Raw genomic sequence first — 14414 nt, 5'->3', positions numbered from 1 at the left:
TCGGGCGCCGCCGGACGGTACGGTGCGCGTCATGCCCCGAGTCCTGCGCCTCGCCTTCGACCCCGTCGCGCGCGCCGAAGAGCTCTGGCGTGAGCGGTGGGACGCCGGCGACTCCATGGCGGCTGCGACGTCGATCATGCGCGTGCAGCAGCTGCTCATCGCGCGGTACGACGAGGCGCTGAAGCGGCACGAGCTCACGTTCGCGCGTTACGAGGCGCTGGTGCTGCTCACCTTCAGCCGCACGGGCCGCCTGCCGTTGTCGAAGATCGGCGAGCGGCTCATGGTGCACCCCACGAGCGTCACGAACATCGTCCAGCGCCTCGAGCAGGCCGGCTTGGTCGAGCGCACCCCGAACCCCGACGACGGCCGCGGCACCCTCGCCGGCATCACCGCGCGCGGCCGGCGCGTCGTCGAGGCGGCCACGGCCGACCTCGTCGACCTCGACTTCGGTCTCGAGGCGCTCGACGGCGCCGAGCGGGTGCAGCTGTTCGAGCTGCTGCGCAAGGTGCGCGTGGGGGCCGGCGACTTCGCCGACGCCTGAGCGCGCCGACCCCGCAATCCCGCTTTCCGCCGTCCACCCCGCTTTCCGCCCGTCAGACCGCGTTGCGTCGGGCGCACAGCGGCTTCTGTGGCGGAAAGGCGTCGGGGTGGCGGAAGGGGGGCGGGTGGGTCGACAGTTAGTAGGACGTCCAAGTAACTTGGTGCCCATGGGTGCTGAGCAGCAGGACGACGCGATCGAGGCCGGACGACGCCGCTGGCAGCAGCGCTACGACCAGGCCGTCGCCACGGGCAAGGTCCGCGACGCGGACTTCACGACCCTGTCGGCCAGCGAGGTCGAGCCCGTCTACGGCCCGCCCGAGGGCGCCGTCGACCCGCGCATGGAGCGCATCGGCTGGCCGGGGGAGTTCCCCTTCACCCGCGGGCTGTACCCCACGGGCTACCGCGGCCGCACCTGGACGATCCGCCAGTTCGCCGGCTTCGGCAACGCCGAGCAGACCAACGAGCGCTACCGGATGATCCTGGCGCGCGGCGGCGGGGGCCTGTCGGTGGCCTTCGACATGCCGACCCTCATGGGCCGCGACTCCGACGACCCCATGAGCCTCGGTGAGGTCGGGCACTGCGGCGTGGCCATCGACTCCGCCGCCGACATGGACGTGCTGTTCGCCGGGATCCCGCTCGGTGACGTGACGACGTCCATGACCATCAGCGGCCCCGCCGTGCCGGTGTTCTGCATGTACCTCGTGGCCGCCGAGCGCCAGGGGGTCGACCTGGCAGCCCTCGACGGCACGCTGCAGACCGACATCTTCAAGGAGTACATCGCCCAGAAGGAGTGGCTGTTCGCACCCGAGCCGCACCTTCGCCTGATCGGCGACCTCATGGAGTACTGCGCCGAGAACATCCCGGCCTACAAGCCGCTGTCGGTGAGCGGGTACCACATCCGCGAGGCGGGGTCGACGGCTGCGCAGGAGCTCGCGTACACCCTGGCCGACGGCTTCGCCTACGTCGAGCTCGGCCTCTCGCGCGGGCTCGACGTCGACCGCTTCGCCCCCGGGCTCAGCTTCTTCTTCGACGCGCACGTCGACTTCTTCGAGGAGATCGCCAAGTTCCGCGCGGCCCGGCGCATCTGGGCTCGCTGGCTGCGTGACGTGTACGGCGCGACGACCGACCGCGCGCAGTGGCTGCGGTTCCACACCCAGACCGCCGGCGTCTCGCTCACCGCCCAGCAGCCCTACAACAACGTCGTCCGGACGGCGGTCGAGGCCCTCGCTGCGGTGCTCGGCGGCACGAACTCGTTGCACACCAACGCCCTCGACGAGACGCTCGCGCTGCCCACCGACGAGTCGGCCGAGATCGCGCTGCGCACCCAGCAGGTGCTCATGGAGGAGACGGGCGTCACCAACGTCGCCGACCCGCTGGGTGGCAGCTGGTACGTCGAGGCGCTCACCGACCGCATCGAGGCCGAGGCCGAGGCCATCTTCGCCCGCATCCGCGAGATGGGGGAGCGTGGCCGCGACGTCGCCGCAGACGGCGAGGTGCGGCACGAGATCGGCCCGATCACCAGCGGCATCCTGCGCGGCATCGAGGACGGCTGGTTCATGGCCGAGATCGCCGACGCCGCCTTCCAGTACCAGACGTCGCTGGAGAAGGGCGACAAGAAGGTCGTCGGCGTCAACGTGCACACCGAGTCGCTCACGCACGAGCTGGAGATCCTGCGCGTAAGCCACGAGGTCGAGCGCGAGCAGGTCCGCGTGCTCGGCGACCGGCGCGCGGCCCGTGACGAGCAGCTGGTGCAGCAACGGCTGGCCGCGCTCGTCGAGACGGCCCGCGGCAGCGACAACATGCTGCCGGCGATGCTGGACGCCGTGCGCGCCGAGGCGACGCTCGGCGAGATCTGCGGGGCGCTCAAGGAGCTGTGGGGCGACTACCGGGAGCCCGCCCGGTTCTAGCCGCCGGCCGAAACGGGGCGGCCGAAGCGATTCGGAGTCTTCGACGGACCCGGTTACTGTGGATCGCCAGCCACTGCCACCAGCCAGCCAGGGAGGTACCGAGCCGATGAAGCGCGCCATCACGGGGGTCGCCACCCTCGTGGGCCTGGTGCTCGTCATCTGCTCGGTGATGGGGTTCGTCCTGCTGGGCTCGCACGGCACCTGGCACAGCGAGCTGCAGGTGCCCGCCGGACGCAGTGCGATCGTCATCGAGCCCGCGCTGGCGAGCGTCATCGGTCCCACCGTGTCGGTGCAGGCCCGCACGAGCAGCCCCGGCGCGCCGATCTTCATCGGCCGCGCCCGCCCGGACGACACCGCAGCGCTCGTCGACACCACCAACCGCCTCGTCGTCACCGGCCTCGACGGAGCCCGGCGTCTGACCACTCGCTCGGCCAGCGGCAGCGAGGGCCTGCCGCCCCTCGACCAGGTCGACGTCTGGCACAGCCGCGTGCAGGGCGACGGCGCCGCCACGCTCGTGTACCGGGCCGCTCCGGGTGCCGAGTCTGCCGTGATCGCACGTGCCGACGGCGCACCCATGCCCGCCGTCTCTGTGCGCCTGGCGTGGAGCGACCGCACATGGTTCTGGGTGCCGGTGCTGATGCTCGTGCTCGGCCTCGGGCTGCTGTACCTCGTGCGTCGCTGGAACCGGCCGCCGGCCGTGCGCGCCGCCGGCCTGTCGTCGGTGCGACGACGCGCCCGCAGCATGCGCCCGCACCGCGGTGGCGCCGCTGACCGGCCGAGCCGGTCGGGTCACGTCGGTCGCCGCCGCGCGGCCTCGCGAGCGAGGAGGGGCTGATGGCACGCAATCCAGGCCGTCCACGCCGCCAGCTCGCCGTCGCGGTCGCCGTCGCGGCCGTCGCCCTGAGCGCCTGCTCACCCGCCCAGACCCTCCTCGGGCTGCAGTCGAACACGGCGGTGCTGAGCAACAGCCCGGCGCTCACGCCCGGTCAGGCCAGCTCGGTCGCGACCCGGGCGATCACCCAGGCCCAGCGGGCCGACGCGCTGCGGACGCCGGCGGCGGCGCAGTCGGCGTACACCGGCCTGGCGCTGACGATCGCCCCGGCGCGGTACGTCGTCGAGAAGGCCATCGGCCCCGATGTCGATCCCGGTGGCGCGCTGGCGCCCGTGGCCCAGCCCTCGCGGGTCGTCGTCACGGCCGGCCGGGCCTTCCCGCGCACCGTGGTCGCCGTGTGGCAGCCGGAGGGGGGTCGAGCGCTCGAGGCCGTGCTCATGCGCAGCACCGACGTGCGCACGCCGTTCCGGGTGGCCACGCGTGTCGACCTGCTGCCCGGTGAGGTGCTGCCGCCCACGCCGCCGAACACCCGGGGTGCCTCGGTGCTGGCGGACGACGTCGGTGGGCTCGTCGCCACGCCGCGCCAGGCGGTCGCCGACCTCGCGAAGCTGCTGCAGACCGGCAAGGCATCGGGCACGCCCTTCGAGTCGAGCGTCGTCGTCAAGGAGGTGCGGGCGAAGGCCGCCGCCCAGGCGCGCGACGTCAAGAAGGTCGCGACGTTCAGCCAGCGGCACTCCGCCCGCGACGACGGCACCACGGCGATCCGCACGGCCGACGGCGGGGCGCTGGTGTTCGCCGCCATCAACCGCACCGACGTGTTCACGGTGCGCAAGGGCGCGGGTGTCATCACCCCGCCGCCCGCCTACCGCGCGCTCGCCTCGGGCCTGAAGAAGATCACCCGCTCGGCCACCGTGACGACGGTCGAGACCGTGGTGCTCGTGGTGCCGCCGCGCGGCGACGGCTCGGTGCGGGTCGTCGGCTTCAGCGAGGCGCCCGTCGCGGTGAAGGGCTCCTGAGCGCCCTGCGCCGCGTCGCACCGGGTCTGACAGAATCGTCGTCATGAGCCAGCCCACGGGCCAGCCGGCCTCCTCCTCGGTGCCCCTGCGCGGGGCCGTCGACCTCGCGGCCGTCGCCGCCCAGGCCAAGCGGCGCGAGCAGGCCGCGGCGTCGGCCGGTGCCTCGGGTGGGTCCGCTGCGTCCGGCGCGTTCGTCGTCGACGCCACGGAGGCGTCCTTCCAGGGCGTGGTCGAGCAGTCGATGACCGTGCCCGTGGTCGTCGACCTGTGGGCCGAGTGGTGCGGGCCGTGCAAGCAGCTCAGTCCGGTGCTCGAGCGGCTGGCGGCCGAGTACGCCGGGCGCTTCCTGCTGGCCAAGGTCGACGTCGACGCCAACCCACGGCTCGGCCAGGTGTTCCAGGCGCAGTCCATCCCGACCGTCGTCGCCATCGTCAAGGGCCAGCCCGTGCCGCTGTTCCAGGGAGCGCTGCCCGAGCAGCAGGTGCGCGCCTACCTCGACGAGCTGCTGCGCGTGGCGGAGGCCAACGGGGTCACCGGGCGCATCGAGGGTGGCGCGCCGGCGGACGATGCGGCCGAGCCGCCTGCCGAGCCGCCGCTGCCGCCGTTGCACCAGAAGGCCTTTGACGCCATCGAGGCTGGTGACCTCGACGCCGCCGCCGCTGCGTACGAGCAGGCCCTCGCGCAGGCGCCCGCCGACGCCGACGCCAGGGTCGGCCTCGCGCAGGTCAACCTCATGCGCCGCACCCAGGACGCCGACCCGCAGGCCGCCCGCGCGGCGGCGGCCAGCGCGCCGTCCGACCCGGACGCGCAGCTGCTCGTCGCCGACCTCGACCTGCTCGGTGGGCACGTCGACGACGCCTTCGCGCGCCTCGTCGAGACGGTGCGAACGACGTCCGGTGACGAGCGCGAGCGCGTGCGCCAGCACCTCGTGGAGCTCTTCGAGATCGTCGGTTCCGACGACGCGCGGGTCGCGGCGGCCCGCCGTGCGCTCAGCATGGCCCTCTTCTGAGCCCACCCCCTGGCGTGATCATGCACGCCAGCGCATCGTCCCCTTTCCGGGACGCCGTCGACCAGCATGAGCGGCGCACCCGGTAGGCGCCCGGTCCGCAGCGCGTCCAGGGCTGCCGTCAGCCGCGGACCGATCCGTGGGCCGCAGCGGTCGAGCACGTCGGTGGCCTCGACCACCGACTCGCCGGACTCGACGACCCCTCCCACGACGTCCCATCGCTGCGTGTACGACAGCTCCGCGAGGAGCACCCGGCCCGCGGTGCTGCGCACGACCAGCCCGGCGGACAGCACGCGCCGCGGCCGCTCGGCCATCAGGCGCCGAGGGTGGTGGAGACGAGGTCGCGGGCAGCGGCCTGCACCTGCTCGAGGTGCTCGGGGCCGCGGAAGGACTCGGCGTAGATCTTGTAGACGTCCTCGGTGCCCGAGGGCCGCGCGGCGAACCAGGCGGACTCGGTGACGACCTTCAGGCCGCCGACGGCGGCGTCGTTGCCGGGCGCGCGCGTGAGCTTGGCGGTGATCGGCTCGCCGGCCAGCTCGGTGGCGTCCACGTCGTCGGCCGACAGCTTCGCGAGCGCCGCCTTCTGCTCGCGGGACGCGGCGGCGTCCACCCGGGCGTAGGCCGGCTCGCCGAAGCGCTGGGTGAGCTCGCGGTAGTGCTCGGACGGCGAGCGGCCGGTGACCGCGAGGATCTCAGAGGCCAGCAGGGCGAGCAGGATGCCGTCCTTGTCGGTGGTCCACACCGAGCCGTCGCGGCGCAGGAACGACGCGCCCGCGCTCTCCTCGCCGCCGAAGCCGACCGAGCCGTCGAGCAGCCCGGGCACGAACCACTTGAAGCCCACCGGCACCTCCACGAGGCGCCGGCCCAGGTCGGCGGCCACGCGGTCGATCATGGACGACGACACCAGGGTCTTGCCGACCGCGGCGTCCGCCGCCCAGCCCTGCCGTGCGCCGAAGAGGTACTGGATCGCGACGGCCAGGAAGTGGTTGGGGTTCATCAGCCCGGCGTCCGGGGTGACGATGCCGTGCCGGTCGGCGTCGGCGTCGTTGCCGGTGGAGATCTGGTAGGCGTCGCGGTTGCCGATGAGGGACGCCATGGCGTACGGCGACGAGCAGTCCATCCGGATCTTGCCGTCCCAGTCGAGGGTCATGAACGACCAACGCGGGTCGACCTCGGGGTTGACCACCGTGAGGTCGAGGTCGAGCCGCTCGGCGATCGCTCCCCAGTACGCGACGCTCGCGCCACCCAGCGGGTCGGCGCCGATCCGCACCCCGGCATCGCGCACCGCCTCCAGGTCGAGCACCTCGGGCAGGTCGTCGACGTAGTGGCCGAGGAAGTCGTAGGCGTGCGCCTGCTCGCGGGCCTGCGCCAGCGGCACCCGCCGGACGCCGCGCAGCCCGTCGCGCAGCAGGTCGTTGGCGCGGCGCTGGATCCACCCCGTCGCGTCGCTGTCAGCCGGGCCGCCGTGCGGCGGGTTGTACTTGAAACCGCCGTCGCGCGGCGGGTTGTGCGAGGGCGTGACGACGATGCCGTCGGCCGGGCCGTGGGCGTGAGTGCGGTTGAGCCGCAGGATGGCGTGCGATACCGCTGGCGTGGGCGTGTAGCCGTCCTCGGAGTCGACGAGCACGGTGACGCCGTTCGCCACGAGCACCTCGAGCGCGCTCTGCCACGCCGGACGGGACAGCGCGTGCGTGTCGCGACCCATCAGCAGCGGCCCGGTCGTGCCCTGCTCGGCGCGGTACTCCACGATGGCCTGGGTCGTGGCGAGGATGTGCGCCTCGTTGAAGGCGCCGTCCAGACTCGACCCCCGGTGCCCTGACGTGCCGAACGTGACGGCCTGAGCCGGGTCGTCGACGTCCGGTGTGACGTCGGTGTACGCGGCGAGCAGGTGGTCGAGGTCGACCAGGTCGCTGGGCTGGGCGGGCTGACCGGCGCGGGAGTCGCTCATGAGTCCATCCTGGCCGATTCGCCGCCAGGGCACATCCGCGTGTCAGGCCACGGGCACGAACGGCCGGAAGAGCAGGCCAGCGGCCCCGAGAGCGAGCACGCTCCCGACCGCCCGCAGGTCGGCTCCGCTGTCGCGGCCGTAGAGCTCCAGCAGCCACCCGGTGACCCCGTCGCGGCAGCCGAGGGCGACGACGTGGTGCATGCCCATCTCGTGCAGCACGGCGCGCTCGTGGGGGTCGGCTTCCGGGTCGTCGACCGCGACGCGGAACCACTGGTCGCACTCGACCGCCGCCTGGCTCAGCGGGAAGTCATCGAGCCGGAAGCGCTTGTCGACCTGCCGGTCGTGCGCCGGGACGCTCGACAGGGGGGTCTGTCGCAGTCCCAGCGAGTCGGTGCTGAGCATCCGGTCGCCCACCAGGTCGACGCGGCTGAGCGACCACTCCTGCAGGTCGAGCGGAGTCAGCAGGCGCTCACCCAGCCACCGCAGCCGGCCACCCGGGGTGTCGGGGGCGTCGCTGAGCTGGTCGGCGAGCGTGGTCACCACCTCGCAGACGGCCTGCGCGGTGCTGAGGGCGGTCGGTGGGCGGTCGCTGTTGCGCCGCCGGTTCCGGCGACGCTCGGGGGCGATGTCGGGCAGGTCGGAGGCCACCACCAGCAGGGCGCCGCGCGTCTTGGCGGCGTACTGCGCCGCGTCGGCGGCTGCCACGGCGTCGCGGCCGCTGATGCCGGACGGGACGACGGCGATGCCGCAGCTGACCTCCACCGGCAGGTCGCTGGCGGACAGCAGCCGGGCCGCGGCCTCCACGATCGCGATGGCCCGTGCCCGCTGCTCGCCGACGAGCAGGACGGCGAACTCGTCGCCGCCCAGCCGCACGGTGACGGTGTCGGGGACGGCGTTCGCCGTCGTCGCGAGGGCGTCCGCCGTGGCCACGATGGCCCGGTCGCCCATGACGTGCCCGTGCTCGTCGTTGAGGTCCTTGAGGTTGTCGATGTCGCACATGACGACCGTGACGCCGGGGCCGCCGTCGGCGAGCAGCTCGCGCAGCGCGTCATCGAGAGCGCGCCGGTTGCCGACGCCGGTGAGAGGGTCCTCGAACGCCATGCGGGCCATGTGCTGCAACCGTTCCGCGATGGCGACCATGCCGGCCACCTCCGCGACGACGCTCTCACCGGCGGCCAGCGCCTCGAGGTCCAGCGCCTCGTCGTCCCGACTGACCCAGAGCTCACCCCACAGGCGCTCGTCGACCCACACGGGCAGGCTGAGCGCCGAGTCCTTGACCGAGAAGTCGAGCAGGCCCCGCCCGTGCTCGTCGAGCGCCGGGTCGCTGCGGCGGTAGAGCATGGGCTGGCCGACGAGCACGCGGGCGATCGCGGTGTCGGTGGCGGCCTCGTAGACCTCTTCTGGCGGGAACCGCGTCTCGGCCGGGCTCAGGTCACCCACGTTGACGAGGGTGCGCAACAGGCCGCGGTCACGCTCCCAACGCGACAGCGACGCGCTGTGGCCGCTGAGAGCGTCCATCGCGAACTGCGCGGGGATCGCGAGCATCTCCTCGTACCGCGCCTCCGGCAGGAGCACGAGCTCGCGCAGGGCCTGTTCAGCCGACGCCGGGCGCGACGAGGGCGTGAGGGCAGGAGGACTCGCCACAGGCGCTCCTCTCGGCTCCGACGCGGACCGTCATCCACCTCCAGACGTCGGCAGAGACGATCTCACCCTTGAGTCGGGGCACCTCTCAGCCAGACTGCCCCGAGAGGCGGAAGGCTGAGCACGGTCGAGGCCGGCAGCCCGTGCCAGCTCGTCGCGTCGGCGTCGACCTCCCCGAGGTTGCCGACGCCGGAGCCACCGTACTGCTCCGCGTCGGTGTTGAGAACCTCCGTCCAGCGTCCTGTGGACGGCAGCCCCAGGCGGTAGCCGTGGTGCGGCGCCCCCGAGAAGTTCACGACGCACGCGAGGACGTCGCCCGAGCCGTCGGCCGGGAAGCGCAGGAACGAGAACACGTTGCCCGCGGCGTCGTTGGCGTCGATCCACCGAAAGCCCTCGGGGGACAGGTCCTGCGACCACAGCGCGGGCAGCTCGCGGTAGCGCGCGTTGAGGTCACGGACCAGGGAGTGGACGCCGCGGTGGGCGGGCTGGTCGAGCAGCCACCAGTCCAGGCCGTGCGCGTCGGCCCACTCGGCCTCCTGGGCGAACTCCGAGCCCATGAAGAGCAGCTGCTTGCCGGGATGAGCCCACATCATGGCCAGGAACGCGCGGGTGTTGGCGAGCTGCTGCCAGCGGTCGCCGGGCATCTTGCGCAGCAGCGACCCCTTGCCGTGCACGACCTCGTCGTGGCTGATCGGCAGCACGAAGTTCTCGCTCCAGGCGTACATGAGCGAGAACGTCAGCTGATGGTGGTGCCACTGCCGGTGCACGGGCTCGTGCTCGACGTACTCGAGCGAGTCGTGCATCCAGCCCATGTTCCACTTCAGCCCGAAGCCCAGGCCGCCCAGGTGCGTCGGGCGCGTGACGCCGGGCCAGGCGGTCGACTCCTCGGCGATGGTGACCACTCCGGGCACCCGCTTGTAGACCGTCGCGTTGGTCTCCTGCAGGAACTGGACGGCTTGGAGGTTCTCGCGGCCACCGAACTCGTTGGGCAGCCACTCGCCGTCCTTGCGCGAGTAGTCGAGGTACAGCATCGAGGCGACCGCGTCGACGCGCAGACCGTCGGCGTGGAACTCCTCGCACCAGTACAGCGCGTTGGCAACGAGGAAGTTGCGCACCTGGGCCCGCCCGAAGTCGAACACGTGCGTGCCCCAGTCGGGCTGGTCGCCGCGCCGGGGGTCGGGGTGCTCGTACAGGGCCTGCCCGTCGAAGCGGGCCAGGGCGAAGGCGTCCTTGGGGAAGTGCGCGGGCACCCAGTCGAGGATCACGCCGATGCCGGCCTGGTGCAGGCGGTCGACGAGGTAGCGGAAGTCGTCCGGCGAGCCGAACCGCGCGGTGGGCGCGTAGTAGCCCGTCACCTGGTAGCCCCAGGACGGGCCGTACGGGTGCTCCATCACGGGCATGAGCTCGACGTGGGTGAAGCCGGTCTCGACGACGTAGTCGACGAGCTGCTCGGCGAGCTCGCGGTAGCCGAGCCCAGCGCGCCACGACCCGAGGTGCACCTCGTAGGTGCTCATCGGCCCCTGGTGCGGATCGGTCTCGGCGCGCCGCCGCATCCACTCGCCGTCACCCCACGTGTAGCTGCTCTCGTCGACGACGGACGCCGTGGACGGCGGTGCCTCCGTCGCCCGGGCCATGGGGTCGGCCTTGAGCCGGCGCTCGCCGTCGGAGCCCGTGATCTCGAACTTGTAGCGCGTGCCCGCGCCGACGCCGGGAACGAACAGCTCCCACACGCCCGTGGAGCCGAGCGAGCGCATCGGGTGACCCTGGCCGTCCCAGTGGTTGAAGTCGCCGACGAGCCGGATGCCGCGCGCGTGGGGCGCCCACACGGCGAACGACGTGCCGGTGACCTCGCCCATCTCGCCGGCGTAGCGGCGCACGTGCGCCCCGAGCACGGTCCACAGCTGCTCGTGCCGGCCCTCGCCGATGAGGTGCAGGTCGACGTCGCCGAGCGTCGGCAGGAAGCGGTACGGGTCGTCGCTGGGGTAGGTGGTCGTGGAGCCGTCGTCTGCGTCGTAGGTGACGTCGAGCCGGTAGTCGCTCACCTCGGTGCCCGGGACGACGCCGACGAAGACGCCGTCGTACTCGTGGGTCATCGGCGTGCGCGAGCCGTCGGGCAGCACGGCCACGACCTCGCGCGCGTGGGGGCGCAGCGCGCGCAGCGTCAGCCCGCCGTCGTGGGGGTGCAGGCCGAGGATCTCGTGCGGGTTGCCGTGCGAGCCGTGCACGAGCATCTCGAGCTCGCCGGGCGGCACCGGGCGCACCTGGGGCGTGCCGTGGCTCGCTCCGGGCGCGGCCGTCGCACCCGTCGCACCGGTCGCACCGGTCGATCCGGCGTCGGGCTGGCTCATGGGAGGCCGCTCCTTCTGGGTCGGGGACTCGGTGGTCGTCGCGGTGCGCAGCAACCGCTCGACGGCCGCCAGGGGGATCGGCAGCCACGACGGCCGGTTACCGGCCTCGTAGGCCGCTTCGTAGAGCGCCTTGTCGAGCTCGAGTGCCGGCAGCAGGGACGTCGCCTCGCGGGGGTCGCGCCCGGCCACCTCGGCGTAGCCCGTGCAGAAGGCGTCGCGGCAGCGCTCGGCCCACCGGCGGGCGCGGGTGGAGGTCGCGGTGTCGCTGGGGTCGGCGTCGACCAGCAGGTGGCCGGCGGCGTAGTCGAACGAGCGCAGCATCCCGGCGACGTCGCGCAGCGCGAGATCGGGCCGGTTGCGGTCGGCCAGCGGGCGCAGGGGCTCGCCCTCGAAGTCGATGACCACCCAGCCGCGGGCCCCGCCGTCGAGCACCTGGCCGAGGTGCAGGTCACCGTGCACTCGCTGCAGCGCGGGACGCTCGGTCAGGTGACGCACCGACTCCAGCACGGCCCGCGCCGCCGGCTCGTGCGTCGCCAGCTGCGGCACCTGGCGCACGGCCCAGGCCAGCCGTTCGGCGAGGCCGTCGGCGAGGGCGGCGACGGCCTCGTCGTCCATTTCGGCCGTGGGCATCGCCTGGGCGAGCGTGGCGTGCACGCGGGCGGTGACGGCGCCCAGCTCGCGCGCTCGCTCGGCGAAGTCCTCGTCGGCGGCCACCGCCTCGACTGCCTCGCGCCAGGCGTCGCGGGCGCCCGGGATGAGCTCCTGCACGAAGGCCAGGTGGCCCTCGGCCGTCGCGCCGTCCGCCGTCCAGGAGCCGATGACGTGCCCCACCGGTCGTGGCACGAGGGTCGAGCCGGCGTCCGCCAGGGCGCTCTGCACCACGACGTCGGGGTTTAGTCCATCGCTGAGAACGCGAAACAGCTTGAGGATCAACGAGATGGGTGGGCGCCCGTCGGTGGTCTCGAGGTCGAGCACCACCGAGGTGTTGGACTGCTCGCCCCGCATGACGCGGCTCGATACGACCGACCCGAGGCGGGCCAGGTCGACGTCGCGCTGCGGCACGCCGCGGGCCTCGCCGGTGCCGGCTGGTCCGTCGGAGCTCACCGTCGCACCCCTCAGCACCAACCGCATGACGGCGCGCACGTAGGCCGGGTCGTGGGGCGCGTCGTAGACGTAGCGGCGGCCGAGCCGGCTGTGCTCGGCGGTGGCCACCAGCGCGTCGTCGGCGCCGGACAGCGGCTCGCTGCGGTAGGTGAGCGGCACCTGGTAGACCGTGCGGCGCTCGCCGGACGTGTCGACCACCAGCCACGTCTCGATGCCCACCTCACCATCGGGGTCCTGCCAGCGCAGGCCGCCGATGCGCTGCAGCTGTGGCCGACGGCCCTTGGCGGTGTACCACCGCTGCCGCGCCACCCAGTCGGGCAGGAAGTCGGCGAACGCCGGCGTCATCGTCTCGGGCTCCGGGTCAACCACGGTCGGCCTCCGAGGCCTTCAGGCGCAGCCAGAAGAAGTCACGCGACCCCAACGACAGCGTGAGCGTTCCCTCCGGCGACACCGACGGGAAGCCGGAACCACCGAAGAGGTCCTCCAGGCCGGCGCCGGCGTTGTCGGGTAGGCGCAGCGTCGCTGCCTGGGGGGTCTGCGCCAGGTTGTTGACGCACAGCACCGCCTCCGGCGCCTCACCGGTCGACTCGTCGTCGATCACGCGCAGGAAGGCCAGCACGGCGTCGTTGTCGGCGTCGACGGGCACGTAACGTCCCACCCCGAACACGGGGTGGCGCTTGCGCAGCGCGAGCATGCCGCGCGTCCAGTGCAGCAGCGACGAGCGCGTCGCCAGCTGGGCCTCGACGTTCACGGTGTTGTAGTGGTGCACCAGCGACTGGATCGTCGGCAGGTACAGCTTGCCCGGATCGGCCGACGAGAACCCCGCGTTGCGGTCGGGCGTCCACTGCATGGGGGTACGCACGGCGTCGCGGTCGTCGAGCCAGATGTTGTCACCCATGCCGATCTCGTCGCCGTAGTACAGGCAGGGGCTTCCGGGCAACGACAGCAGCAAGGCGTTGATCAGCTCGATCTCGGCTCGGGAGTTGTCGAGCAGCGTGGCCAGGCGACGTCGGATCCCGATGTTGGCGCGCATGCGCGGATCGGGGGCGTACCAGCCGTACATGGCGGCGCGCTCCTCGGTGGTCACCATCTCGAGCGTCAGCTCGTCGTGGTTGCGCAGGAACGTCCCCCACTGGCCGTGCACCGGCAGGTCCGGCGTGTCGGCCAGGATGTCGATGATCGGGCGGGCCGACTCGTCGCGCAGCGCGTAGTAGATGCGCGGCATGACCGGGAAGTGGAACGCCATGTGGCACTCGGGTTCGTCGTCCGTGCCGAAGTACTCGACGACGTCCTTGGGCCACTGGTTGGCCTCGGCCAGCATGATCCGGCCCGGGTACTCGTCGTCGACCATCGCCCGCAGCCTGCGCAGGAAGTCGTGCGTGGCGGGCAGGTTCTCGCAGTTGGTGCCCTCGTCCTCGAACAGGTACGGCACGGCGTCGAGCCGGAAGCCGTCGATGCCGAGGTCCATCCAGAAGCGCACGACGTCGAACATCGCCTCCTGCACCGCAGGGTTCTCGAAGTTCAGGTCGGGCTGGTGGCTGAAGAAGCGGTGCCAGAAGAACTGCCGGCGCACGGGGTCGAACGTCCAGTTGCTCGTCTCGGTGTCGACGAAGATGATCCGGGCGTCCTGGTACCGGTCGTCGGTGTCGCTCCAGACGTAGAAGTCGCCGTACGGGCCCTCAGGGTCCGAGCGGCTCGCCTGGAACCACGGGTGCTGGTCGCTGGTGTGGTTCATCACCAGGTCGACGATCACCCGCAGGCCGCGCGCGTGCGCCTGGCTCACCAGCTCGGTGAAGTCGGGCAGCGTGCCGAACTCCGGCAGCACCGAGCAGTAGTCGGCGACGTCGTAGCCGCCGTCACGCAACGGGGAGGCGTAGAACGGCGGCAGCCACAGGCAGTCGACACCGAGCCACTGCAGGTAGTCCAGCTTGCTGATCAGGCCCGTGAAGTCGCCGGAGCCCGAGCCGTTGGAGTCGGAGAAGGCGCGCACCAGCACCTCGTAGAACACGGCCTTCTTGTGCCAGTGGGGGTCATGGCGCAGACCCGGACCGCTGAGGTTCAGACCCTCCACC

9 protein-coding genes are annotated in these 14414 nt (G+C 72.5%); 5 read left to right on the top strand and 4 right to left on the bottom strand.

Going from position 1 to position 14414, the window contains the following annotated elements:
- Positions 1 to 31: 31 nt before the first annotated feature.
- The 5 genes from ASD06_RS00935 to ASD06_RS00915 all read left to right on the top strand — a co-directional run bounded on the left by ASD06_RS00935 (position 32) and on the right by ASD06_RS00915 (position 5304).
- Positions 32 to 541: a MarR family winged helix-turn-helix transcriptional regulator gene (locus ASD06_RS00935; RefSeq protein ID WP_056672896.1), complete on the top strand. Its 510-nt coding sequence runs from the start codon at positions 32 to 34 to the stop codon at positions 539 to 541.
- Between the two features lie 166 nt (positions 542 to 707).
- Positions 708 to 2447 carry a methylmalonyl-CoA mutase gene (locus tag ASD06_RS00930; protein ID WP_056672008.1) on the top strand — a complete coding sequence of 580 codons (1740 nt, stop codon included), beginning with the start codon at positions 708 to 710 and terminating at the stop codon, positions 2445 to 2447.
- 106 nt (positions 2448 to 2553) lie between these two features.
- Positions 2554 to 3282 carry a hypothetical protein gene (locus ASD06_RS00925; protein ID WP_056672004.1) on the top strand — a complete coding sequence of 243 codons (729 nt, stop codon included), beginning with the start codon at positions 2554 to 2556 and terminating at the stop codon, positions 3280 to 3282.
- Complete coding sequence (locus ASD06_RS00920; RefSeq protein ID WP_056672001.1) at positions 3282 to 4295, top strand: hypothetical protein; 1014 nt, start codon at positions 3282 to 3284, stop codon at positions 4293 to 4295. Before ASD06_RS00925 ends, ASD06_RS00920 begins: the two co-directional genes overlap by 1 nt.
- Before the next feature lie 43 nt (positions 4296 to 4338).
- Positions 4339 to 5304, top strand: a complete 966-nt coding sequence (locus tag ASD06_RS00915) for a tetratricopeptide repeat protein (RefSeq protein WP_056671998.1) — start codon at positions 4339 to 4341, stop codon at positions 5302 to 5304.
- 310 nt (positions 5305 to 5614) lie between these two features.
- Here ASD06_RS00915 and pgm read toward each other — a convergent pair whose 3' ends face one another.
- The 4 genes from pgm to treS all read right to left on the bottom strand — a co-directional run bounded on the left by pgm (position 5615) and on the right by treS (position 14413).
- Positions 5615 to 7249 carry a phosphoglucomutase (alpha-D-glucose-1,6-bisphosphate-dependent) gene (gene pgm / locus ASD06_RS00910; RefSeq protein ID WP_056671995.1) on the bottom strand — a complete coding sequence of 545 codons (1635 nt, stop codon included), beginning with the start codon at positions 7247 to 7249 and terminating at the stop codon, positions 5615 to 5617.
- Between the two features lie 42 nt (positions 7250 to 7291).
- Positions 7292 to 8893, bottom strand: coding sequence for a GGDEF domain-containing protein (locus ASD06_RS00905; RefSeq protein ID WP_056671993.1), 1602 nt, complete (start codon positions 8891 to 8893; stop codon positions 7292 to 7294).
- A 62-nt stretch (positions 8894 to 8955) separates the two neighbouring features.
- Positions 8956 to 12711 carry a 1,4-alpha-glucan branching protein GlgB gene (gene glgB, locus ASD06_RS00900; RefSeq protein ID WP_200941775.1) on the bottom strand — a complete coding sequence of 1252 codons (3756 nt, stop codon included), beginning with the start codon at positions 12709 to 12711 and terminating at the stop codon, positions 8956 to 8958.
- Positions 12704 to 14413 carry a maltose alpha-D-glucosyltransferase gene (treS, locus tag ASD06_RS00895; protein WP_056671991.1) on the bottom strand — a complete coding sequence of 570 codons (1710 nt, stop codon included), beginning with the start codon at positions 14411 to 14413 and terminating at the stop codon, positions 12704 to 12706. Before treS ends, glgB begins: the two co-directional genes overlap by 8 nt.
- Position 14414 lies beyond the last annotated feature (1 nt).

This window comes from Angustibacter sp. Root456 (assembly GCF_001426435.1).
Lineage (GTDB): Bacteria > Actinomycetota > Actinomycetes > Actinomycetales > Angustibacteraceae > Angustibacter.
This window is presented reverse-complemented; position numbering and strand designations above follow the sequence as displayed.

Coding starts and splice junctions, on each gene's coding strand:
- ASD06_RS00935 (WP_056672896.1), top strand. CDS start 32: ATGCCCCGAGTCCTGCGCCTCGCCTTCGACCCCGTCGCGCGCGCCGAA.
- ASD06_RS00930 (WP_056672008.1), top strand. CDS start 708: ATGGGTGCTGAGCAGCAGGACGACGCGATCGAGGCCGGACGACGCCGC.
- ASD06_RS00925 (WP_056672004.1), top strand. CDS start 2,554: ATGAAGCGCGCCATCACGGGGGTCGCCACCCTCGTGGGCCTGGTGCTC.
- ASD06_RS00920 (WP_056672001.1), top strand. CDS start 3,282: ATGGCACGCAATCCAGGCCGTCCACGCCGCCAGCTCGCCGTCGCGGTC.
- ASD06_RS00915 (WP_056671998.1), top strand. CDS start 4,339: ATGAGCCAGCCCACGGGCCAGCCGGCCTCCTCCTCGGTGCCCCTGCGC.
- pgm (WP_056671995.1), bottom strand. CDS start 7,249: ATGAGCGACTCCCGCGCCGGTCAGCCCGCCCAGCCCAGCGACCTGGTC.